The organism is Rhodobacter sp. Har01 (assembly GCF_020564565.1).
Classification (GTDB): Bacteria; Pseudomonadota; Alphaproteobacteria; order Rhodobacterales; family Rhodobacteraceae; genus Pseudogemmobacter.
Window position 1 is genome coordinate 260,788 of the sequence record NZ_JAJCTD010000005.1, and the last position, 22,860, is coordinate 283,647.

General features: G+C 69.9%; 19 protein-coding genes. 13 read left to right on the forward strand and 6 right to left on the reverse strand.

Annotation, left to right across the window (positions count from 1 at the left end):
* The first annotated feature begins 272 nt into the window (after positions 1–272).
* Genes LHP98_RS14165 through LHP98_RS14210 form a run of 10 tightly spaced genes read left to right on the forward strand, consistent with a single transcriptional unit; the run spans position 273 to position 10,378 of the window.
* The gene (locus tag LHP98_RS14165; RefSeq protein ID WP_227253190.1) at positions 273–2,264 is read left to right on the forward strand and encodes a methyl-accepting chemotaxis protein; all 1,992 of its coding nucleotides are present in this window, start codon (positions 273–275) and stop codon (positions 2,262–2,264) included.
* 20 nt (positions 2,265–2,284) lie between these two features.
* Complete coding sequence (locus tag LHP98_RS14170; protein WP_227253191.1) at positions 2,285–3,919, forward strand: chemotaxis protein CheW; 1,635 nt, start codon at positions 2,285–2,287, stop codon at positions 3,917–3,919.
* 28 nt (positions 3,920–3,947) lie between these two features.
* On the forward strand, positions 3,948–5,006 hold the full coding sequence (locus LHP98_RS14175) for a protein-glutamate methylesterase/protein-glutamine glutaminase (RefSeq protein ID WP_227253192.1): 1,059 nt from the start codon (positions 3,948–3,950) through the stop codon (positions 5,004–5,006).
* 17 nt (positions 5,007–5,023) lie between these two features.
* Positions 5,024–5,659 carry a HEAT repeat domain-containing protein gene (locus LHP98_RS14180; RefSeq protein ID WP_227253193.1) on the forward strand — a complete coding sequence of 212 codons (636 nt, stop codon included), beginning with the start codon at positions 5,024–5,026 and terminating at the stop codon, positions 5,657–5,659.
* Positions 5,649–6,530 carry a CheR family methyltransferase gene (locus LHP98_RS14185; RefSeq protein ID WP_227253194.1) on the forward strand — a complete coding sequence of 294 codons (882 nt, stop codon included), beginning with the start codon at positions 5,649–5,651 and terminating at the stop codon, positions 6,528–6,530. Before LHP98_RS14180 ends, LHP98_RS14185 begins: the two co-directional genes overlap by 11 nt.
* Complete coding sequence (locus LHP98_RS14190; protein ID WP_227253195.1) at positions 6,520–6,912, forward strand: response regulator; 393 nt, start codon at positions 6,520–6,522, stop codon at positions 6,910–6,912. The genes LHP98_RS14185 and LHP98_RS14190 overlap by 11 nt, the downstream gene beginning before the upstream one ends.
* Entirely contained in the window at positions 6,905–9,172 is a 2,268-nt protein-coding gene (locus LHP98_RS14195; protein ID WP_227253196.1) for a chemotaxis protein CheA, read from the forward strand. Before LHP98_RS14190 ends, LHP98_RS14195 begins: the two co-directional genes overlap by 8 nt.
* On the forward strand, positions 9,160–9,423 hold the full coding sequence (locus LHP98_RS14200; protein WP_227253197.1) for a hypothetical protein: 264 nt from the start codon (positions 9,160–9,162) through the stop codon (positions 9,421–9,423). The genes LHP98_RS14195 and LHP98_RS14200 overlap by 13 nt, the downstream gene beginning before the upstream one ends.
* Positions 9,424–9,447: 24 nt before the next feature.
* A complete protein-coding gene (locus LHP98_RS14205) occupies positions 9,448–9,813 on the forward strand; it encodes a response regulator (protein ID WP_227253198.1) in 366 nt (121 codons plus the stop codon).
* 28 nt (positions 9,814–9,841) lie between these two features.
* Positions 9,842–10,378, forward strand: a complete 537-nt coding sequence (locus tag LHP98_RS14210; protein WP_227253199.1) for a hypothetical protein — start codon at positions 9,842–9,844, stop codon at positions 10,376–10,378.
* Positions 10,379–11,525: 1,147 nt separating this feature from the next.
* Here LHP98_RS14210 and LHP98_RS14215 read toward each other — a convergent pair.
* The 6 genes from LHP98_RS14215 to LHP98_RS14240 form a co-directional block, all read right to left on the reverse strand.
* A complete protein-coding gene (locus tag LHP98_RS14215; RefSeq protein WP_227253200.1) occupies positions 11,526–13,535 on the reverse strand; it encodes a hypothetical protein in 2,010 nt (669 codons plus the stop codon).
* Positions 13,536–13,540: 5 nt separating this feature from the next.
* Complete coding sequence (locus tag LHP98_RS14220) at positions 13,541–14,260, reverse strand: hypothetical protein (RefSeq protein WP_227253201.1); 720 nt, start codon at positions 14,258–14,260, stop codon at positions 13,541–13,543.
* 43 nt (positions 14,261–14,303) lie between these two features.
* On the reverse strand, positions 14,304–15,650 hold the full coding sequence (locus LHP98_RS14225; protein ID WP_227253202.1) for a hypothetical protein: 1,347 nt from the start codon (positions 15,648–15,650) through the stop codon (positions 14,304–14,306).
* Positions 15,651–15,940: 290 nt separating this feature from the next.
* Complete coding sequence (locus LHP98_RS14230; protein ID WP_227253203.1) at positions 15,941–17,173, reverse strand: DUF2201 family putative metallopeptidase; 1,233 nt, start codon at positions 17,171–17,173, stop codon at positions 15,941–15,943.
* Positions 17,170–18,270, reverse strand: coding sequence for an AAA family ATPase (locus LHP98_RS14235; protein WP_227253204.1), 1,101 nt, complete (start codon positions 18,268–18,270; stop codon positions 17,170–17,172). The genes LHP98_RS14230 and LHP98_RS14235 overlap by 4 nt, the downstream gene beginning before the upstream one ends.
* Entirely contained in the window at positions 18,267–18,953 is a 687-nt protein-coding gene (locus tag LHP98_RS14240) for a hypothetical protein (RefSeq protein WP_227253205.1), read from the reverse strand. Before LHP98_RS14240 ends, LHP98_RS14235 begins: the two co-directional genes overlap by 4 nt.
* A gap of 334 nt (positions 18,954–19,287) precedes the next feature.
* Between LHP98_RS14240 and LHP98_RS14245 the strand changes: the two genes are divergently transcribed.
* The 3 genes from LHP98_RS14245 to LHP98_RS14255 all read left to right on the forward strand — a co-directional run bounded on the left by LHP98_RS14245 (position 19,288) and on the right by LHP98_RS14255 (position 22,365).
* Complete coding sequence (locus LHP98_RS14245) at positions 19,288–20,289, forward strand: TRAP transporter substrate-binding protein (protein WP_227253206.1); 1,002 nt, start codon at positions 19,288–19,290, stop codon at positions 20,287–20,289.
* A 71-nt stretch (positions 20,290–20,360) separates the two neighbouring features.
* A complete protein-coding gene (locus tag LHP98_RS14250; RefSeq protein WP_227253207.1) occupies positions 20,361–21,041 on the forward strand; it encodes a TRAP transporter small permease in 681 nt (226 codons plus the stop codon).
* A 1-nt stretch (position 21,042) separates the two neighbouring features.
* The gene (locus LHP98_RS14255) at positions 21,043–22,365 is read left to right on the forward strand and encodes a TRAP transporter large permease (RefSeq protein WP_227253208.1); all 1,323 of its coding nucleotides are present in this window, start codon (positions 21,043–21,045) and stop codon (positions 22,363–22,365) included.
* Positions 22,366–22,860: the final 495 nt, after the last annotated feature.

Genomic DNA, 22,860 nt, shown 5'->3' on the forward strand with positions numbered 1-22,860 from the left:
ACAAAGATCGGCACCGGCGCTGGACTGCGCTGCCAGCACCCGCTGCGGTGCAACCCTAGGGCGGCGGTCTTAAGCCCGGGTAAAGACCAGCCGGCCCGCCGCGTCAGCGACGGCAGGGCAGGCCTGGAAGCCGTTCACCAAGGCTTAGCAGTTGTTCCCGATGCTGTCGGCGAATCGCACCGCGGGTGGTGGAACGCCCGTCCAGACCAAGGCCGCTTCAGACCGCGCATCCTTCGCGGCCCGGCCCGTCAAGCGCATGAAGGGAATACAGAATGCCGATCACCAAGTCGCCGCGCGTCAACGGTCAGGATCACAACGCCATTGCGCGCAAGGCCGTTGCCTCGGCGGGGCTGGCCAAGATCTCCGGTCAGGGCACCCGGGCGCTGTCGGATGAACCGCGCACCAGCGTGCGCGCCGCTGCCACGGCCGAAGAGATGCGGCGCAAGGCCCGCACCGTGGCCCGCCAGCAGCAGGCGGCGGAACGGCTGGCGGCGGCTGCGACGCAGCTGTCGTCGAACGTCACCGAAGCTGCCGCCGCGGCCGAGGAACTGGCCGCCTCGATGCAGCAGATCGCCGATGGCGCCGAGCAATCCGCCGCCGCGTCGGAGGAATCGATGACGGCGATGCGCCAGATCGACGGCTCGGTTTCGGCCCAGGCCGCCGCCGCCGCCCGCAGTCAGACCCGCGCCGAGGAACTGCAGCGCGTGCTCGAGCGCACCGCCAACGGCATCCGCGGCATGGTCGCCAACGTCAGCGGCGCCGCCGAGCGGCAGCTCGACTCGGTCCGCATGATGATCGAACTGGACCAGCAGGCCACCAACATCATCGACTCGGTCACCCAGGTGATCCGCATCGCCGACCAGACCAACCTGCTGGCGCTGAACGCCGCTATCGAGGCGGCGCGCGCCGGCAGCCATGGCAAGGGCTTTGCCGTGGTGGCCGATACCGTGCGCACGCTGGCCGAGGCCTCGGAAAAGAACGCCTCGACCATCCAGGGCCTGGTCGCGCAGATCCGCGACGGCATCAAGTCGATCACCGAGGCGGTGAACGACTCGGCCCAGACCGCGCGCGGCGAGGTCGAGAAAAGCGGCGTCGTGATCGAGAGCGTGGCCGAGATCATGCGCCAGATCGGCACCATCGTCGAAGCCAACCAGGCGGTCGACCGGGCGGCCACCGAAATGGCCGCGGCCACCCGCCAGGCGCTGAAGGCCAGCGAGGAAATCGCCGCCGCCGCCGAAGAGCAAAGCGCCGCCGCCGCCGAAACCATCAAGGCCGTCTCGTCGCAAAGCCAGGCCCTGCAGACCGCTGACGTGGCGGCCTCGGAGTTGGTCGGGCTGGCCGACGACCTGCGCACCAGCACCGACATCGCCAAAAGCTCGGAAGAGGTCGCCGCCTCGGCCGAAAGCCTGTCGGCCACCATCGAGGAACTGTCGGCCAGCTCGGAGCAGGTCACCAAGGCCATCGACCAGATCGAATCCGTCGCCGCCTCGCAGGCCGCCGCCGCCGAGGAAAGCGTCGCCGGAATCACCCAGATCGACAAGAGCACCAGTGAATCGGTCGAGCGGCTGAACACCGTGCTGGAGCTGAGCGAGGTGATCTCGAACAAGCTGGCCGAGAACAAGGGCGTGGTCGACGAGGTGATCGTCGGCATCACCACCGCCAACGAGGCCGGGCAGAAATCGGCGCGCGACATCCAGAACCTGGAAGTGCTGAGCCGGCGCATCGACAAGATCGTCGACGCCATCTCGAACGTCGCCATCCAGACCTCGATGCTGGCGGTGAACGGCGCGGTCGAAGCGGCGCGCGCCGGCGAATACGGCAAGGGCTTTGCGGTGGTGTCCTCCGACATCCAGCACCTGGCCAACGACGCGGCCGAAAACGCCGAGACGATCAAGGACCTGGTCAAGGCGATCCAGGACCAGATCGGCATCGTCCGCGCCGACATGCTGCAGGTCGCGCAGAACTCGCTGGCCGATGTCGAACGCGCGCGGGTCTCGACCGCGGCGCTGGTCGAGGTCGAAGGCGCGATGAAGGAAGTGATGGCCGACACCCGCAGCGTGCTGAACAGCGCGCAGGAGATCAGCGCCGCCACCGTGCAGGCCAAGAAGGGCGCCGAGCAGATCGCCGCGGCGGCCGAACAGGCCAGCTCGGGCGCGCGGCAGGGTGCCACCGCCGCCGAGCAGCAGAAGGCCGGCATCAGCCAGCTTGCCGCCGCCGTGGAAAGCATCGCCTCGACCGCAGACGAACTGCAGTCCGGCCTCTGATCGCACAGCGGAGAAGCATCATGGCGAAAGCGAAGGCCCGGCCAGGCCCCGATCACGACCTTGACACCCCCGAAACCGCAGCGGCCGCCACGGCCACCGCAACCGATATGCACCAGTTCGTCACCTTCTTCCTGGGCGAGGAGTGCTTTGCCTTCCCGATGGAGACGGTGCTGGAAATCATCCGCGTGCCCGCCATGGTGCGGGTGCCGCTGACGCCGGACGGGTTCGAGGGCCTGTCCAACCTGCGCGGCGCCATTCTGCCGGTGATGGACCTGCGCCGCGCCATCGGCCTGCCCGCCCGCAGCCCCGATGATGCCAGCCGCACCGTGGTGGTCGATTGCGGCCGCCCGGTCGGGCTGATCGTCGACCGGGTGTCGCGGGTGGTCAGCTTTGCCGCCGATCGCATCGCGCCGCAGGAAACCGGCTCGGCCCTGGGCCGCAGCGGTAGCGAAAGCGTGCTGTCCGGCGTGATCAAGGACAGCGACGGCGTCGGCCTGATCCAGATCCTCGACGCGCGCAGCGCCATCGCGCTCGCCTCGCTTGCCGCCCGCGGCAAGGCGGGCCGGGCCGAAGCGCGCGCACGGGAAGAGACCGCCAGCGCCGCCGCGGCCTCGGCCACCGTGCAACTGGTCAACCTTCTGATCGAGAACCAGGAATACGCCTTCGACCTTGCCGAGGTGGATGAAATCGTCCGCCCGCCCGAGGCGATCTTCCAGCTGCCGCAGGTCGCCTCGCACGTGCTGGGCATCATCGACCTGCGCAACCGGCTGCTGCCGATCGTCAGCCTGCGCCGGATGTTCGGCCTGGCCGACCTGGCGATGGCCGAGACCAACCGCATCCTGGTGGTGCGGGTGCCCGGCCGGGACGGCACGGGCGAAGGCGCGCAGGCCCGCGTCGGCATTGTCGTCGACCAGGTGCGCGAGGTGATGAATGTGCAGGCTTGCGACCTGGTGCCGGTGTCGGGGCTGATCAACCGCGATGGCCGGCACCGGATCGGCCAGATGTGCCGCCTGGACGACGGGCGCCGCCTGCTGGGCGTGCTGTCCTGCGCGACGCTGTTCGATGACGCCGAGATCGTCGGCGCGATCACCAAGGCGGCGGGGTCCGCTCGCACCGAGGAGGATGCCGTGGTCGAAACCGTCACCGAGACCCTTACCGAAGAGACCCAGCTGGTGGTCTACCAACTGGCTGGGCAGGACTATGGTATCGAGATCGCCGCAGTGCGCGAGATCATCCGCGTGCCCGCGGACCTCAAGCGCGTGCCGCAATCGCCGGACCATGTGGCCGGGGTGATCAACGTGCGCGGGGCGATCCTGCCGGTGGTCAGCATGCGCGCCCGCTTCGGCATCGCGCAGGAGGCGACGACCGACCGGCAACGCATCGTCGTGCTCAGCCGCGACGGGGTGCAGACCGGCTACATCGTCGATTCCGTCACCGAGGTCCTGCGCATCTCGCGCGCCAGCCTGGAACCCGCGCCGCAGCTGTCGGCCGAGCAGAGCCGGCTGATCGGCACGGTGGCCAACCTCAACGACGGCGCCCGGATCATCCAGATCGTCGATGCCCTGGCGCTGTTCGGCGATCAGGGTCCGGGCGGGGCGGGCGATCCGCCGCCGCCGGTTGCAGCGATCGAGGCCGAAGCCCTGGCGGAAGCCTGAGGTTGCCGGAAACTGCAGGGTAGAAGCCATGCGCGTCCTTGTCGTCGACGATTCCGCCCTGATGCGGCGCTGGTTGAAGGAGTGTTTTGCCTCCGAACCGGGGATCGAAAGCCTGACCGCCCGCGACGGCAAGGACGCGCTGGCCAAGCTGGACAGCTTCGACCCCGACGTGGTCACGCTGGACATCAACATGCCCGAGATGGACGGGCTGACCTGCCTGGCGCAGATCATGGCGCGGGCGCCGCGGCCGGTGGTGATGCTGTCGTCGCTGACCGATGCCGGCGCACTGGCCACGCTCGAGGCGCTGGAACTGGGCGCCGTCGACTACATCGCCAAGCCCAGCGGCACCGTCTCGCACGACCTGAAACTGATCTTCCCGCAGATCCTGGCCAAGGTCCGGGCCGCCGCACGGATCCGTGTCACCGGGCCGAAAAGGCCGTCCCGGCGCCCCGCCGCACCGCCGCGCCCGGATGCCGGGCCGCGGCCCGCCGCCGCACCCCAAGGCGCAGCCCGCCATGACCTGGTGCTGATCGGTTCCTCCACCGGCGGGCCGAAGGCGCTGGAGGCGGTGCTGTTCCCGCTGGGACCGGATTTCCCGGTGCCGATCCTGATCGCCCAGCACATGCCGAAGCGCTTTACCAAGGTCTTCGCCGAGCGGCTGACGCAGCAGGGCGCGCTGCCGGTGATCGAGGTGACCGGCCCGACCGAGCTTCGGCCCGGCGCGGCCTACCTGGCCCAGGGCGACGCCGACGTGCAGGTGTCGCGGCGGCGCGACCGGCTGGTCGCGACCCCGGTTCCGGCCAACCCGGAACTGGTCTGGAACCCCTCGGTCAACCACATGGTCGCCACCGCGCAGGCGGTGCTGCCACCCGGCCGGCTGCTGGCCGTGCTGCTGACCGGCATGGGCGATGACGGGGCGGCGGCGATGACCCGGCTGCACCAGGCCGGCGGCACCACCATCGCGCAGTCCGAGGCCAGCTCTGCCATCTTCGGCATGCCCCGCGCCCTGATCGAGGCCGGCGGGGCCAGCCGCATCATCGACGTCGACCGCATCGCCTACACCCTCATGCGCCTTGTCGCCGGCTGATCGAAAGGCCCCGCCCCATGCCGCTTGTGTCGAAGACCGAACGCCCGCACAGCCCGCCGCCCCGGCGCAAGGCCGCCAGCCTGGCCGACCCCGCCCCCGACCAGCGGCGTCTTGCGGTGCGGGCAATGGCCGGCCAAGCCGACGCGGCCGAGGTGCTGGGCGCCCACCTGCCGGACGAGACCGACCCTTCGGTCCGCGCCGCCATCTTCGACGTCCTGGTGCAGACCGCGACCCCTGCCGCGCTGAGCCAGATCCTGCGCCACCTGCGCAGCGACGATACCGAACTGCGCAATGACGCCGTCGTTGCGGCCCAGCGCCTGCCGCACTTGATTGCCCCGGCCATCGAGGCGCTGCTTTGCGACCCCGACCCCGATCTGCGGCTGTTCGGCGTCCGCATCCTCGAGGACCTGCCGCACCCGCAGGTGCTGGACTGGCTGTCCGCCGTCCTCTGGCACGAACCCGACCGCAACGTCGTCGCCGCCGCGCTGGACGTGCTGGCCGAATGCGGCACCGCCGGGATGCTGCCCGCGGTCGCCGCCGCCCGCGACCGCTTTGCCGATTGCGGCTTCATCGGCTTTGCCTGTGACTTCGTGGCCGCCCGCATGGGCACCCCGCAAGCCCCCGCCCAGGGGCCTTCGCGCAATGGACGATAGCCGCGCCTCCACCCGGCCGGACGAGATCGGCATGACCGAAGCCGACTACGCGGTGTTCGAGGACTATTTCTATCGCAAGACTGGCATCCACCTGACCTCGGCCAAGCGCTATTTCGTCACCAAGCGGCTGGCCAAGCGGATTGCGGCCAGCGGCCTTGGCGACTTTCGCGCCTATTTCGCCAAGTTGCGGCTTGAGGCATCGCAGCGGGAATTCCAGGCCCTCGTCAACGAGATGACGGTGAACGAGACCTACTTCTTCCGCGAAGAGCATCAGTTCCGCTGCCTTGTCGCCTCGATCCTGCCCGAGATCACCGCCCGCCGGCCGGGACGGCCGCTGAAGATCTGGTCCACCCCCTGCTCGACCGGGGAAGAGCCCTATTCGATCGCCATCTACCTGCTGGAACACTGGCCGGGCCTGGCGCAGCACGACGTGACGCTGATCGCCTCGGACATCGACACCGATGTGCTGGCCGCCGCCCGCCGCGGCAGCTATGCCGAGCGCGCCTTCCAGAACCTGCCCGCCGCGATCCGCGCGCGCCATTTCGACCCGCCCAGGAACGGCCTCAGCCGCATCAGCGAGCAGTTGCTGGAAAGCGTCGAGTTCCTGAAGGTCAACCTGATCGCCCCGCCGCCGCGGTTGCAGGCGCAGGACATCGACGTGGTGTTCTGCCGCAACCTGCTGATCTACTTCGACCAGGCGGCGCAGCGCCAGGCGGTCGAGGCCATCGCCACGGCGCTGCGGCCGGGCGGCTTCGTTCTGCTGGGCCATTCGGAATCGATGAGCCGCATTTCAAGCCTGTTCGCCGTGCGTCGCTTTGCCGACGGCATCGTCTACCAGAAACCGCTGGAGGGCCCCGATCATGGCGCGTGACATCCCCGCACGCCTTCTTGTCGTCGACGATTCGCTGACGGTGCGCCGGTTCTGCTGCAGCATTGCCGAAAGCCTCGGCGTCGAGGTGGTCGAGGCCGCCAACGGCGTCGAGGGGCTGGAGCGCGGGCTGTCACAGCCCTTCGGCCTGATGCTGGTCGATCTGAACATGCCCACCATGGACGGCCTGCGCTTCCTGCGCGAGGCGCGGCGCCAGCCGGAGCTGGCCGATGTGCCGGCCATCCTGATCTCCACCTCCGCGCGCCCCGACGACCGCCACAAGGCCTTTGCGGCCGGCGCGAATTTCTACCACGCCAAGCCGGTCGACGCAGACTGGCTGGCGCGGGTGATGACCCTTCTGCTGAAAGAGGCGCGCCATGTCTGAGGGGGGCAGCTCGCTCAAGGAGCAATTCCTGATCGAAGGCCGCGATCTGGTCGAATCCGCCGGCGAATGCCTGTTGCGGCTTGAGAAAGAGCCGGACGACAGCGCCCTTGTCGCCTCCCTGTTTCGCGCCGTCCACACGCTGAAAGGCAATTCGGGCCTGTTTCCGGTGCCGCCGCTGACCCGCGTCGTCCATGCCGCCGAAGACGTGCTGGACGAAGTGCGCGCCGGCAATCTGACGCTGGATTCCGAGATGGCCGATGTCCTGCTTGACGCGCTGGACCAGGTGTCGGCCTGGCTGGATGCCTTTGACCGGCTGGACCATCTGCCGGACGAGGCGGACGAGGTGGCCAGCGGTCTGGCCGCCCGGCTGGCCGTCTTCCGCTTCGACGCCGACGCCCCGCCCGAGCCGGGTGACAGCGGGCCGGACCTTGCCGCCGACTGGCTGGATGGCCTGCCGGCGGGCGACCTTGCCGCGGCCGAGACCGCGCTGCGCACCGGTGGCCCGGTGGTGCTGATCGACTATACCCCCGACAGCGGCTGCTTCTTCCGCGGCGAAGACCCGCTGCGGTTCATGCTGACGCTGCCCGGCCGGGTGTGGCTGGCGGTCACCGCGACCCAGCCGCTGCTGCCCGGCCCGGACTTCGACCCCTACCAGGCGGCCCTGCGCTTCCGCGCGATCAGCACCGCCAGCCTGTCCGAGGTGCAAACCCACCTGGCCTATGTCGCGGCCCAGGTGGCGATCGGCGCGCAAACGCCGCCGCCCGCCGCCCCATCCACCGCCGACCCTGTCCTGCGCGCCCTGCTGGAGGCCACCGCCGAAGCCCTGGCCTGCCCCGGCCCGGCCGAGGCCTTCGCCGGCCGCATGGCCTCGACCGCGACCGTGCTGTCGGCGCTCTTGCCGCAAGCTGGCCTTGGCGCCGAGGCGGCGGTAATGGCCGCCCGCGACCAGGCGCTTGCCGCGGGTCAGGCGACGGCCCTGCAAGACCTGCTTGCCGCCGCGCTGGCCCCGAAGCCCGCCCCTGTAGCCGCTTCGCCCGCCGCCGCCGACCCGGCCGCCGCACCGAAGGCCGCACCGCGGCGGCAGGGCGTGCTCAAGGTCGACCAGGCCCGCATCGACATGCTGATGAAGCTGGCGGGCGAGTTGATCGTCGCCAAGAACGGCCTGCCCTTCCTCGCCAACCGCGCCGAAGAGGTGTTCGGCAGCCGCGCCATGGCGCGCGAGATCCGGGCGCAGTTCGACGTCTTCAACCGCATCGTCGATGAGTTGCAGACCGCCGTCATGCAGGTCCGCATGGTGCCGCTGGGCAGCGTGTTCGACCGCTTCCGCCGGCTGGTCCGCGACCTCTCGCGCCAGGTCGACAAGCCGCTGGTCTTCGTCGTCGAGGGCGAGGAGACCGAGGCCGACAAGAACATCGTCGAGGACCTGGGCGAACCGCTGATCCACCTGATCCGCAACGCCGTGGACCATGGCCTTGAGACCCCGGCCGAGCGCCGTGCCGCCGGCAAGCCGGCCGAGGGCCAGGTCCGGCTGTCCGCCCGCCTGGCCGAGGACAAGGTGGTGATCGAGGTCGCCGACGACGGCCGCGGCGTCGATGTCGCGCGGGTGCGCGCCAAGGCGGTCGAGCGCGGCCTGATCAGCGCCGACGAGGCCGCCCAGATGCCGGACGAGGCCGCGCTGCGGCTGATCCTGCGGGCCGGCTTCTCCACCGCCGAGACGATCTCGAACCTGTCCGGGCGCGGCGTCGGCATGGATGTTGTGGCGACCATGGTCGAACGCTCGGGCGGCACGCTGTCCTTGCGCAGCCAGCCGGGCCGGGGCACCACTGTCACCATCACCCTGCCGCTGTCGATGACGGTGCGGCGGCTGATGATGGTCGAGCTGGACGGCAGCCAGTACGGCGTGCCGCTGGAAATGGTGCTGGAAACCGCCCGCATCCCGCAAGACCAGCTGCACCGCCACCTCGGCCCGCCGCAGATCGTGCGGCGCGACCGGCTGATCCCGCTGTGCGACCTGCGCCGCCCGCTGCGGCTGGCCCCGCGCCCGCAGGAGCCGGCCGAACTGTCGGTGCTGATCGTCGCCACCGCGCAAGGCGAGGTCGGGCTGATCGTCGATGCCTTCCGCTCGGGCACCGAGGTGATCCCGCAACCGCTGGACGGCCCGCTGGCCGGCCTGGCCTGCCTGTCGGGCGCCGCCCTGTTGGGTGACGGCTCGATCCTGATGATCCTGGACCTGGAGGAGGTGCTGAAATGCCCCTGGTGATTGACGGCAGCCTTGCCCGCATCGAAGGCGCCGCCCGCGTCGACGAGGCCGAGACGCTGGTCTCGTTCCTGGAGACCACCGCCGATCCGGTGGTTGACCTGGGCCCCACCAATCACCTGCACACCGCCGTGCTGCAGGTTCTGATGGCCTATCGCCCGGCCCTTGCCACCCTGCCCGAAGACCCCGTCCTCCTGGCCCTGCTGCGCCCTCTGCTGGGCGAGGCCGGTCCCGAACTCAACCGCGCGGCCTGAGCGTCGCCAGTCTAAGGTTAGACCATGAAGAACATCCTGCTTGTCGACGACAGCGCCACCGTCCTGGCCTCGATGCGCCAGGTGCTGGAACGCGGCGGCTATGCGGTCGAGGCCTGCACCGCGCCGGAGCTGGCGCTGACCCGGCTGAACGGCGGCTATCGCCCCGACATGGTGATCACCGACCTGAACATGCCCGGCATGGACGGCATCGCCTTCATCACCGCCGCCCGCCGCCTGCCGCCCTGCCGGTTCATCCCGATCCTGGTGCTGACCACCGAAAGCGGCCAGGTCCAGCGCGATCGGGCCAAGGCGGCCGGGGCAACAGGGTGGCTGGTCAAGCCGGTGGCGCCGGAAAAGCTGTTCGACGTGCTGCGTCAGGTCCTGGCCTGATCCGCTGCGCATGGGAAGGCATCCAGACATGACCCAGCTTCGAGACGGCCCGGGGATCGGGGCCAAGGCGGCTGTTCCCGCCCCCGTCAGCGCAGCCTTCGCCAGTGCCATCGGCGACTACGCCCGGGTGCTGCGTGGCCAGAGCCTGTCGGTGGCGACCCTGTGCGACGAGGTGACGACGCACTGGCTGCAGGGGGCTTCGGATCTGCTGGCCGATCTCGATCTCCTGCGCGCCGACCTGGACGGCCTGCAGGGCGAGGCTGCGCTGCGCGCCCGCGTCGCCGCCTTCACCGAAGCGACCGGGGCCGGACTGACCGGGCTGATGATCGAGGTGCAACGTCAGGATATGGTCCGGCAGATGCTGGAGACAATCGCCAGGATGGCCGATGCGATTGGCGCTCTTGACCTGGCCAGCCTGGTCGCCTCGGCCGAGGCCGCCGCCCTGCCTCGCCTGATCGTCGAAGACATCGCGGCCGGATACGTCATGGCCGCACAGCGCCAGGTTCAAGCCGCCGCGCTGCACCAGGCAAGCCAGGACGACGGCCCGGCGATGGAGCTGTTCTGAACCGACGACAAATGAAGGGGATGCGGCGCAAGCCGTTGGCCGGTTGGAGGGATGCTGTCAGAGGAACCGCGGCTGCCGGCGCGCCGGGCGCCACCCGACTGCCCGATCGCACCTGATTTGGGGACTTCAAGGCCAACCCCGAGATCAATCACCTGACGGCAACGCTCTGTCACCAGTGCCTGCTGTCGTCGACACCCTGAACACCTGCCGTTCACACCCCGTTTGCAGGTGCCGGGATTCGATGATCCACAGCTGGAGAAGGTCCGACATCAGACCAATCCCCTCCGCCATTTTCCTGCAGTCATTGCCTGAATCGCCGGATGTCGGTGGTCAGGGCCCTGCCTTGATGGGTCAATGGATGAACCAGGCGCAGCTTTTCTGACCGAGGCTGGTTGCCTGGGCTGGGGTCTGTGGCCGTCTGGCTGGTGTCGCAGAGATGTTCCTCGATCAAGTCCAGACTGCTCGGGAAGGCTTGCCTCCTGGGGCGGTCGGGTGTGGGTGTCGGAGACCGAGGCACGGGGTTCTGGTTGCGCCGATAGCGGTGAGGCATGTTCCGCACTTTCGCTTTGGCGCGGCGGGAGATCACCTTTTCGGGCTGGGTGCGGATCGGGCCGCAAGATCACACCCTATGGCCGCTGTGTCGCGTCAGACGCAGCCCCGATGCCGTGTCGAGAGCGTCTCTGGTCCCGGAGGTTCGTCTTGCCATCATCGGCCTGGCCAGAATGGCAACGTCGTTGTCCTGCCGGGCCAAAGACGAATCCTCAGCCCCTCCGCTGGCCGGGTGCCGGGGGGGCTTGCCGTTGCGACGGGGCCGGGCGGCGGCTGGCCTGTGCGGGGGGCAGCAGCAGGTCTTGCTTGCGGCGCTGCAAGACAAGCCCCGGGGGCAAGAGCCGGGCGGCGAGGCGCTGTTCCCGGTATTGTTGCGCAACGCAAAAGGCCGGCTGCAGGCGCGGCGCATCCGGTCGGCCGCGCGGGTGCGGCTTCGGTCGGCCCGATGCCGGCCGCAAGGGTCCGACGTGGCATGTCGCCTGCCTGCCTTGCCGGACTGCAGGGGGCGGGGCATGACCCTTCCGCCAGCGCATCGCTGCCCCGGGGCGACGACCCCACCCGCTGATACAGGACGGGTCGCTTCGCGCCGGTGTGTGCGTCACTCGACGGTGAAGGGCACGCTGCCGCGCAGGATGGCCTCGTCCTCGCGGAAGAAGGCGCGCACTTCGTAGGCGCCGGGGGCGGCGGGCGCGACCAGGGTCAACGTGCCCTGGCGCGCGGCCTCGGTGTACTTGTAGGTCAGGTAGCGCCCGTTCGATGACCCGGCCTCGGTGGTGCAGAGATAGTCCGAGGCGTCGCCGAACATGCCGGAATAGGTGACGGTGATCGTCGCGCCGGGGGCGTAGGTGGTCTGGTCCAGCACCAGCGTCGCCCGAGCACTGTCGGCGGGGCCACCGGCGGGCGGGACGGGCGTTTCCGGGACCGGGGTCACGGCCGGGGTTCCGGCGACGGTGATCGGCAGGCTGGCCCGCAGCACCGTCTCATCCTCGTCGAAGAACGCCCGCAACTCGTAGGCGCCCGGCGTCGAGGGCGCGGCCAGCGTCAGCGTGCCTTCGCGCGCGCCACCGGCGTAGGAATAGGCCAGGTAGTGCGCATTCGACGCACCGGCAGCGGCCGTGCAGACATAGTCCTGATCGCTGCCCGACAGGCCCGAGAAATGCACCTGGATCGTCTCGCCCGGCGCGAAGACGGTCTTGTCCACGCGAAGCGTGGCCAGCGCCAGCTCGACCGAGAAATCGTGCCAGAGCACCACCGGATCGGCGGCCTCCGGCGGCTGCACCTCGGCGCGGACCTGATAGACGCCGGGCACCGCGCGGCCGGCGATGTCGATCGTCACCGGGCCCTTGGCGGCATCGTCCACCCAGGCCGAGGCGATGAACCCGCCGGTACTTGCATCCTGCACCGTCAGGCGGCCCGTGGTGCCGGCGGGCAGGTTCACCAGGCGGGCCGTTACCGGCGCGGTTTCCGCAATCCGGGTGGCCTCAAGCTCAAGCCGCGGGCCGGCGACCATCGCGCGCGCATCGGCGGCATAGGCGCCGTCGGGAAACAGATCGAGATAGTCCTGCGCCCCGACTCCGCCCGCGGCCCGGATGGCCAGGATGAGATCGGTCTCTTCGGCCGGTGCCGCGGGCTGGACGGCGGCCTTGGCCAGAAGCGCGGCGTCAAAGGCCTGCGGGTCAAGCGGGGGCAGCGCAGCGGCGATTTCGGTGGCGATTTCGGCAGCGGGCGGGGCGGGCTTTGGCAGCAGATTGCGCCCATCGGGGTAGACCAGGGCAAAGCCGGTGCCGCCGAACAGACGGTCAAGGTAGACCAGGGCGAACAGCTCCGGCGGCTTGTCCGCCGCGTCCGCGCCGAACACCGGCACCACTTGCACGCTGGCGAACAGCGGCGCGCGGCTGTAGCCGGCAAGGGTCGCTGCCGCCTCGGGCCAGGCGGTCCGGGCCGCATCCAGCGTCAGGGCGTCCTGGCCAGCCTGTGCCGCGAACCCAGCGACCAGCGTCTCGGGGCGGGCGTCGGACAGGAATTGCAGCTCGCCCTGTTTCCGCGCCGCGGCGGAAAGCCAGGCATATTCAGCGGCTTCGGGCAGCGTCAGGCCCAGGGTGGCCGGATCGAAGGGCGCAGGGTCGGGGCTCAGCGAGGCCCCGCCCGGCCGTTCGGGAAAGCGGTCGGCCGCCAGCCGTGCCTGCGGATCGGACGAGGCCGCCGCGGCCGCCCAGGCGCCGTCGCGCACCGCCGACACGCGGTCGCGCAGCAGTCCGACCAGCCGTGGCGTGTCGGTCCGGTCGGGCGCCATCTTCGCCAGCGCATAGGCCGCGGCCGACCGCAGTTCGGGCGCCTCAGAGGCCAGATAGGCGCGCACGAGCTCGATGAAGGCCCCGCGGTCGCGGGTCTGCCCGGCTTCGGCGATGGCGTTGGCGACGATCGCCACCGCGCGGCCCCGGGCCAGGCCGCAGGCGCCCGACTGCGGCGCGTCGGCGCAGACCTGCCGCGCCTCGTCGGCCACCAGGGCCAGCATCGCCGCTGCCTCGGCCTCGACATCAAGGTCCTGCGCCGGGCCGGCGCCGGCCAGACCCGCCGCGACGGCAAGACCGCAGAGGACGGCGCGCATCGCTGTCATTTGTCCATGTAGGTCTGCATGATGGCCTTGATGGCGATGATCCGGCGATTGCAGGCCGCGCGGTTGCCCTTGCAGGCGTAATCGGTGTCGGTGCAGAAGGTCATCCGCACGAAGCCGGGGTTGGTGGTGGTCAGGAAGCGCTCCGTCCCGGTCTGGCTGGCGTAAGAGCCGATGAAGCCGAAGACCGACGCCGCCTCCATGACCGCGATGACGAAATCGACGTCGCCGGTCTTGTTCGGGTTGATGCACTTGGTCATCATGTCATGCACGCAGTCCATCGCCGGCTTGCGGAACATCTCGCGCACGCGCGCGCGATCGGCCTCGGAGATCTTGCCGGCCTTGATCAGACTGGCGGCGCGGGCCGAAAAGGCGCTGTAGGCGTTCAGGAAATCGCGGCAGTCGCGCATCGGCGGCAGGGTGAACTTGCGGGTCTCCTCCTCCATGCACTCCTTCAACCGGGCCACCGACTCGGTGATCGCGGCCTTGCGGGCGCGATTGCCTTCCTTGCCGGCCGACTTGATCGCCTTGGCGGCGTCGGCCATGGCCTTGGCGTAATCGGCAGCAGAGAAGCTGGGCCGTGCCGGGTCTTCCCCGCATTTGGCGGCGATGCGCGTGTAGGAGGGCTGCTTGTCGGTCAGATCCTGGGCTCGCAACGGGGATGCGGCGACGACGGCCGCAACGGCCAGCAGCAGAAGCGCGCGACGAACAAAGGACATGCGACCCGCTCCGCGCTGGACCCGAAGATCAGATGGAACGCTATCATGGGGTGAGAGGGCTGTAAATCGGCGGCCCCGCCTCAAGCAGCCGAAGGGCGTTCCGCGCCTCGGCGTTCGCCGGGTCAAGCGCCAGCGCGCGGCGCAGCGTGGCGCGCGCGGCGGCAGCGTCGCCGGCATTGGCCTGCACCAGACCCAGCAGGACCAGCGGCCGCGCCTCGCCGGGGGTCTTGGCCGCCGCATCGGCGAACAGCGCCACCGCGTCGGCGTAAAGGCCTGCGCGCTGAAACGTCATCGCGGCAAGGCCCAGGGCAAGGGCAGCCGCCAGCATGGCCCCCAGAACGGGCCCGGCCCGGACGCGGACCAGCGCACAGGCAACAAGCAACGCGAGACCGATGCCGGCCAGATACAGCGGCCGCACGGCCACCGGGTCCAGCCGCCAGATCAGGCTGTTCGCGGGGGCCAGGGCAAGCAGCGTCCACAGGACTGCCAGCGCCACCAGAGGCGCGCGGCGGCGCAGGCGCAGCGCGGCCAGTGCCGCCCCGGCCAGTGCCGCCAGCCGCAGCAGCGTCGGAAGGTCGGTCCAGCCGTAGATCACCGGCTGCGCCGGCACCGCGCTGATCCGCCAGGGCTGAAACCAGAGCCGCAGCATCTCGGTCACCGCGAAAAGGTTGCCGCGCAGCGCGTCGGCCGGGTCGCGCAGGGTCAGGCTGAAGGCGACCAGGTCTTGGTGACGCGGCAAGGCCGCCAGCAGCAGGGCTGCGGCCAGCGCCCCCAGCCAGACCGGTACGGCGCGGCGCAGGCCGCCGGGCGCCGGCAGGCACAGCTGCCAGGCCAGCAGCAACAGCGGCACGATCAGCGCCGTCTCGCGGGCCAGCGGCGCCAGGGCCGCAGACAGGAAGGCCGCAACGGGCCAGGGGCGCGGGCCGGTCGCCGCCCAGAGCGCGGCAAGCGACAGAACCCCCGACAGTCCGGCAGAGCGGCCCGAGACGTAGCTGACGGTTTCAGCCGAAGCCGGATGCACGGCCCAGAGCGCGGCCGTCAGCGCAGCCAGGCGCAGCGCGGCGAGCTCGGGCGTTCCGGCCAGGGTGGCGGCCCGCCGGACCAGCGCCAGGACCAGGGCGGTTGCCACCAGGTGCAGCGCCAGATTGACCGCGTGAAAGCCGAAGGGGTTTGGCCCGTGCAGCGCATCCTGCAGGGCGTAGCTGGCCTTGAGCAGCGGCCGCGCCATCTGCGGCAGGCGCTGGAAGAACTGCCCGGCCTGCGCCGAGGGGTTCCGCACGACATCGTTGAAGTCGTCATAGACAAAGCCGCCCCAAAGCGCCGGGGCATGGGCCAGGACCGCCAGACCCAGCACCAGCGCACAGACCCGGCGCGCCGACCGGTCCGGCATGTCGGGCCGGTTGGCAGCGCAGCTGGCGGGGGGTGATGGACCTTGGCGCTGCACCGGCGAACCCGACCTTTCCGCAGCCCGGCCCGGGCCGACGCCGCGACGCTAGCGCAGCGCCGAAAACCCGTCCATCCCGGGCGGCCGGACGGACCCCGCCGATCCCCTGCGCCACGCCGAAACCGCGGCCTGCCCGCTGCCCGCCGGAGAATGGCATGATCGCGTGCGGTCCGGACGCTGCCCGAAGATCGGGCCGCAGCCGAACATCCGATTGGCCGAATGCCGCGGCGGTCGGCTCACGCGCATCCCTGGGCATCGCCGATGCGAAGCACCCGGCCATAGGGCGGATCGGTCCCCGCGCGCGGCACCGCCCAAAGCAGGGGAAACCCCGGTGCGGGGGGCAAGGGCGCGTCGAGATCGGTCAGGATCACGGCAAGCGAGGGGCGCAGCTTTGCGGCCTTATGGAACAGATCATGAAAATCGGTGCCGCCGCCGGTGCGGAGCTGCCCGTCGCGCAGGCCAGTCCAGCCGGTCTGGTCCAGCCGCTCTTCGGCGAAGACCACCTCGTCGAAGGCCAAGAGATGCGCCTCGGCGCCGGTGCGGCGGGCAATGGCCTCGGCCTCGGCGGTGAACAGCCGCAGCGTCTGGGCGTCGATCGATGACGAGGTGTCGAGGCCGATCACGATGCGGGGGCGGTGGTCCATCCGCTGCCGGCCCGGTTCGAACACCGGGACGGGGCCGCCGGTGCGCTCGGCCTCGGCCATGCGGGCGACCCAGCGGCCCGAGGGGCGGCGCCAGCTGAGGTGCGGGCGTTCGGTCAGCGCGCGGGCCAGAAGGCCGCGCAGGTGCACCTCCCACGGCACGCTGTCGGGGGCCAGGTCGGCCAGGATCGCGCCCAGCCGGCCGATGCCGGTGCCGGCCTTGCGCCCGGCCTCAAGCGCGCGGAGGATGTGGTTGCGCCAGTCCGAGGCGGATTGCGCGCGGCCTTCGTCCTGTGGTTCCCCGGCGGCCAGGTCCACCGCAAAGCCCCGCGTCCTGCCCCAGTCGCGCAGCCGTTCGGCGCGCTTGGGGTCGCTGTGCAGGGCCATCGCCAGGCGGTCGGCGTCCCAGCGTTCCAGCGCGGCAACGGGGCTGGGTTCGGGTATCCCGGCCTGCTCCAGCAGGTCGGTCAGGGTGACGGCAGGGCGCGGGATGGCGTGGCCGGCCAGGATCAGCGTGTCGTTGATGATGCCGTCGGCAGCCAGGCCGAAGAGGGCGGCGTCGAAGGCCGTGCCAAGGCGTTCGGCCAGCGCCGCGGACCGGGCCGAATGGCGCAGCGCCACATGCAGGACGTGATGCGCGACAAGGCCCACCTGTTCGGGCAGGGCCAGCCGCTCGAAAGCAGGGCCATAGGTGATGGTGTCGCCCTCGGTGCGGGTCAGGCCGTCGCCGTCGCGGTGGCGGCACCACAGCGCCAGCACGGCAAGGGCGGCGTCCACCTCGCCCAGGTGCGCAATCGCCCGGGCCGCGCGGGCAGAGGGGCCGGTCACGGCAGGCCGGCAGCCTGCCGCTCGGCGGCGTATCCGGCATAGGCGTCCGAAGTGGCGAAGGCCTCTTGCCAGCCCTTGTCCAGCGCGCGGCCGATCAGCAGTTCGAACCCGAAGCTGGCCAGGTCGGCCAGCGGCAGGCCCGGCGGAGCGCCGGGCAACCCGCGCAGGTCGGCGAGGATCTCGATGGCCTGCGGAAGGGTCTGTTCGGTGACCGACCCCACCAGGCCATAGACCAGCGCGGTCAGCCCGTGCAGCGTGCGGGGATACAGCGCTGCACGGTCTGCCCGCGGGGCGGCCAGCAGTGCGTCGATCTGCACGGTCGCCGCGATCTCGTCGGCCAGCAGCGCGAATTCCGCGGCGGGAGCGGCACCCACCGTGCCCGCGATCATCACCTGCCGCAGCGCCCGGTCGGACATACAAGTCATGATCTGGCTGACGCGGGTCCAGCTGCGCGGGGTGCAGGCGATCATCTGGCCGCGGCGCAGACTGTCTTCGGTGGTCTCCAGAAGGTCGGGCCGGGTGCGGATGAAGGCCGCGACCGAGGGGTGAATGCCCGCCGGCACGGCGTAATTCTTCAGCCAGTCGTCGGGGTTGGCCTGCATCACCATGTGGATCAGCCGGTCGCTGAGGGCGGTGCCCATGTCATAGGCGATGGCGCCGTCTTCCACCCGGTTGCCGGCGGCCACCACCAGCACGTTGGCGGGCAGCCGGTGGCGGCCGACGCGGCGTTCCTGCAACAGGCCATAGACGGTGGGCTGCAAGGCCGGCGCGGCCGAGGTCAATTCATCGAGGAACAGGATCGCCGGGGCCTCGGTATCGGGGAGGTCTTCGGGGCGATACCAGACGGTCTTGGCGGTGGCGTGGTCAAAGTAGGGCAGGCCGCGCAGATCCTGCGGCTCGATCGTGGTCAGGCGCAGATCGTACAGCTCGGCGCCGATGCGCCGGGCCAGGGTCTGCACAACCTCGGTCTTGCCGACGCCGGGGCGGCCGTGCAGCATCCAGCTTGCGGTCATGCCGCCGGCGCGCTGCGCCTCCCACCCGGCGTGCAGCACGCGCAGCGCCTCGCCGGCCGAGATGGTGGTGGCATTCACGCTCATGATGCGGCTTTCTTTTCCAGGAAGGCGGCCAGCCGGGCATGGGCCGAAACCGCGCGCGCCTCTTGCGCGATGTCGCGGATGTAGGTGACGTCGCGGTGGTTGACGGCCAGCAGATCGCGCTCGGTGAAGCCGGCATCGAACAGGCCGTCCCGCAGGGCCGCACGGTCCGCCGCGTCCAGCGACAGAAGGCGCGGCTCCGGCGTGTCGGTCTGCACCGAAACAAGGGTCAGCGGCGGAACCCGGGCCAGTTCGGACTGCTCGACGACAAGGCGCAACTGGCCCTCGGTCAGGTTCTGGCGGGCGGCGATGCGGCGCAGGCAGGCACGGGCGCGGAAGGCCAGCGTGTCCAGCCGCCGGGCGGCCTCATCCGCGCCCACGGTGCGGGCGCGGGCGGCTTTCGACAGGCGCAGCAACTTAAGCTCGACCAGCGCGACCACGACCAGCATCAGGGCCGGCGCCTGCATCACCAGCAGCACAAGGTCGCGCGACAGGAGGGGCATCACCACGAAAGGGCTGAGCGCCACCAGGTAGCGCAGCAGCTGCATTTCCACCATAAGCCGCAGCCAGACCCCAAGGCTCGCCCGGCGCGGCACCAGCAACACCCGGCCGAGGAACTTCTTCGGCAGGCTGCGGGTCTCAAGGACGCCGCGGTTGGCAATGGTGGCGTCCGTGACGATCAGCATGGGGTCTCCGCCGCTTGTGCAATCATATAGCGGTGGTCGCAGGGGCGGCCAGTGCCCTGACGCCCGTATGGGGCGGAAGGCCGGCTTGCGCGGCTCCCCTGGAGAATGCTCCCGGACGCCCGCCGATCAGGGGGCCGGCCATTCCAGGCCAGGCCTTCGACACCTGCGGCACAGGCGGCCCCCTGCCACAGGAACAGGCCAAGGCCCCCGGCAACCCGGCGCCTCGCACTGCGGCAAAGTCGTCCAGCGCGAATATCCGGAATTGCGCGGGGGCGGGCGAAGGGCGCAAACAAGGACATTCCGCCGAGGAGGGCGGAGACCAGAGGAGATTCGCATGCTGACCCGTCGCACCCTGGCTGCCCTTGCGGGCGCCTCTGCCCTGAGCCTTGCCCTTGTCGCCCCGGCCCTGGCCGAGCCGATCGTCATCAAGTTCAGCCACGTCGTCGCCCCCGACACGCCCAAGGGCAAGGGCGCCGCCAAGTTCGAGGAACTGGCCGAGAAATACACCAACGGCGCGGTGGACGTCGAAGTCTACCCCAACAGCCAGCTGTACAAGGACAAGGAAGAGCTTGAGGCGCTGCAACTGGGCGCCGTGCAGATGCTGGCGCCGAGCCTTGCCAAGTTCGGCCCGCTGGGCGTGCAGGACTTCGAGGTGTTCGACCTGCCCTTCATCTTCCCCAGCTACGAGGCCCTGCACAAGGTGACCGAGGGCGAGGTGGGCAAGATGCTGTTCGGCAAGCTGGCCGAGAAGGGCATCACCGGCCTGGCCTACTGGGACAACGGCTTCAAGATCATGTCGGCCAACAGCCCGCTGAACACGCCCGACGATTTCCTGGGCCTGAAGATGCGCATCCAGTCGTCCAAGGTGCTGGAAGCCGAGATGAACGCGCTGGGCGCGGTGCCGCAGGTGATGGCCTTCAGCGAGGTCTACCAGGCGCTGCAGACCGGCGTGGTGGACGGCACCGAAAACCCGCCGTCGAACATGTTCACCCAGAAGATGAACGAGGTGCAGACGCACGCCACGGTGTCGAACCACGGCTACCTGGGCTATGCGGTGATCGTGAACAAGCAGTTCTGGGACGGCCTGCCCGCCGACGTGCGCGCCGGGATGGAACTGGCGATGGTCGAGGCCACCGCCTATGCCAACGGCATCGCCAAGGAAGAGAACGACAAGGCGCTGCAGGCGATGAAGGATGCCGGCACGACCGAATTCCATGACCTGACCGACGAAGAGCGCGCCGCCTGGGTGGCCGCGCTTGAGCCGGTGCATGACGAAATGGCCGAACGCATCGGCGCCGAGACCATCGCCGCGGTGAAGGCCGCGGTCAGCCAATAGACCCCGGTCGTCCGGGCGGCCCCTGATCCGGGGCCGCCCTTTCCCCCCTTTCCTGCCGTATGGGGGCAGCCATGCTGCGCTTTCTGGACCGGGCCGAGGAAATATTGATCGGCGCGCTGATCGCGGCGGCGACGGTGCTGATCTTCGTCTCGGTCACCCACCGCTATTCGCTGGGCCTGACGGCCGATGTCGTCGGCTGGTTCAAGGCGCATGACATGCCCGATGCCTCGGCGGCGGCGAAGTCGTTCTACTTCGCGCTGCGCAGCATCAACCTGGTCTGGGCGCAGGAACTGACCATCATCTTCTTCGTCTGGATGGCCAAGTTCGGCGCCGCCTATGGCGTCCGCACCGGCATCCATGTCGGCATCGACGTGCTGATCAACCGCCTGGACGCCCCGAGGCGCCGCTTCTTCATCCTGTTCGGCCTGGGCGCCGGGGCGCTGTTCACCGGCATCATCGCCACGCTGGGCGCCAACTTCGTCTGGCACATGTATCACGCCTCGGCCACCTCGCCCGATCTGGAACTGCCGATGTGGCTGGTCTACCTGGCCATCCCGCTGGGGTCGGCGCTGATGTGTTTCCGCTTTCTGCAAGTGGCGGTCGGCTTTGCCCGCACCGGGGAATTGCCGCACCACGACCACGGCAAGGTGGATGGCGTGGACGAAGACGCGGGCATCGACGATCTGGGCGAGGCCTTCCTGGCCAGCCCGCTGACGCCGCGCGACCTGTCCGAGAAGCCGAAGGAAGACTGAGATGAGCGCGCTGATCATCTTCGGGCTGCTCATCGTCCTCATGCTGACCGGGATGCCGATCTCCATCTCGCTTGGCCTGACGGTGCTGACCTTCCTGTTCACCATGACAGAAGTGCCGATCGACACGGTGGCGCTCAAGCTGTTCACCGGCATCGAAAAGTTCGAGATCATGGCGATCCCGTTCTTCATTCTGGCCGGCAACTTCCTGACCCATGGCGGGGTGGCGAAGCGGATGATCGCCTTTGCCACCGCCATGGTCGGCCACTGGCACGGCGGGCTGGGCCTGGCCGGCGTCATCGCCTGTGCGCTGTTCGCGGCCGTCTCCGGCTCGTCGCCCGCCACGGTGGTCGCCATCGGCTCGGTCATCCTGCCGGCGATGGTGGCGCAAGGCTTCCCCAAGCAGTTCGGCGCCGGGGTCATCACCACTTCGGGCGCGCTGGGCATCCTGATCCCGCCGTCCATCGTGATGGTGATGTATGCGGTCGCCACCAGCGGCATGCAGGTGCAGGGCCCCGATGGCGAGATGGTCGATTCCGCATCGGTGGGCGAATTGTTCATGGCCGGCGTGGTGCCCGGGCTGATGCTGGCGGGGTTCCTGGCCCTGACCACCTGGTACCGCGCCCGAAAGTTCGGCTATCCGCGGCTGACCCGCGCCAGCCTGCGCCAGCGCTGGCTGGCCTTCCGCGAGGCGCTCTGGGGCCTGTTGCTGATCATCGTCGTCATCGGCGGCATCTACGCCGGCATCTTCACCCCCACCGAGGCGGCGGCGATGAGCGCGGTCTATGCCTTCGTGATCTCGGTCTTCGTCTACAAGGACCTGACCCTGCGCGACGTGCCGCGGGTGCTGCTGGCCTCGGCCAACATGTCGGCGATGCTTCTCTACATCATCACCAACGCGGTGCTGTTCAGCTTCCTGCTGGCGCATGAGAACATTCCGCAGGCCCTGGGCCAGTGGATGGTGGATGCCGGCCTGTCGTGGTGGATGTTCCTGATCATCGTCAACATCCTGCTGCTGGCCGCCGGCAACTTCATGGAGCCGTCGTCCATCGTCCTGATCATGGCGCCGATCCTGTTCCCGGTGGCCATCCGGCTGGGCATCGACCCGGTGCACTTCGGCATTATGATCGTGGTCAACATGGAGGTGGGCATGTGCCACCCGCCGGTGGGCCTGAACCTCTATGTCGCCAGCGGCATCACCAAGATGGGCATCACCGAGCTGACCATCGCGGTCTGGCCCTGGCTGCTGACGATGCTGTTCTTTCTCTTGCTGGTCACCTACGTGCCCGCGATCAGCCTGTTCCTGCCGCAGCTTCTGGGCATGTGACGTCGCCTGGACGGATGATGTGGCGGCGGCCGCACGACCTGAGCTTCCGATCGAGGCGATCGCCGGCAGGGACAGCCCGGGCCACCGCGTGGGACCGGACAGTCCGAAGACAAGCCGGGGATCCGGTTCGGACATGATCCACGGCATGGCATCAATCTCTGCCGCAAGCCTGTCTTTGCGCCGCGCAGAGACCGCCAAGCTTTGCATCCTGGCCCCTGCCCCGGCAACCTTTACCCTTGCGGGCACCGCGCGCCTGGATGTCCGGCCAGCACACCCGAGGGTCGGCAGCGCTGTTCCCAGTCGGGTGATCCGCAGGCTCCGGCACCGGTCGTTCAGCGCCGGAACGCCGGCTCGGGTGACACGTGGCGGGGGGCGGTCGTCGCCTTGCCCGGGGGCGTGTCGGACAGCCGAGACCCGGTGGGGATGGGTCTGCCGGCGGTCCTGCCCCCCTCGCCGGCTTCGGAAGCCGCGGGCGGGACTGGACTGGCACCTGCG